The organism is Arthrobacter alkaliphilus, from assembly GCF_021483235.1.
In the GTDB taxonomy this organism is placed as follows: Bacteria; Actinomycetota; Actinomycetes; order Actinomycetales; family Micrococcaceae; genus Arthrobacter; species Arthrobacter alkaliphilus.
Genome location: NZ_JAKEEC010000083.1, coordinates 1 through 213, shown reverse-complemented (window position 1 = coordinate 213; position 213 = coordinate 1). Strand labels below are relative to the sequence as shown.

Here is a 213-nt window from a genome sequence, read left to right as displayed (position 1 = left end):
AGAATGCGATTGCGTTATAAGGTCGCAATTGAACAGATCGAGCAATTTCAAATTGACGTAACATAAAGCCTATTAATCCGAAAGCGCCGTGGAGAGCAACAAATGTCCACAGACCGCCTAATTGACACCAACGAGTAAAATCCCCTTGTGCTTCAGGACCCCATAGTAACAACAAAGAATGCGCTAAACTATTAGCAGGAGTAGAAACTGCAA

1 protein-coding gene is annotated in these 213 nt (G+C 42.7%); it reads right to left on the bottom strand.

Annotated features, from left to right (window positions below; all coding sequences use genetic code 11):
- Nucleotides 1–213: hypothetical protein (locus tag L0B83_RS19670; protein WP_234760248.1), on the bottom strand; the 213-nt coding region annotated here is incomplete at both ends.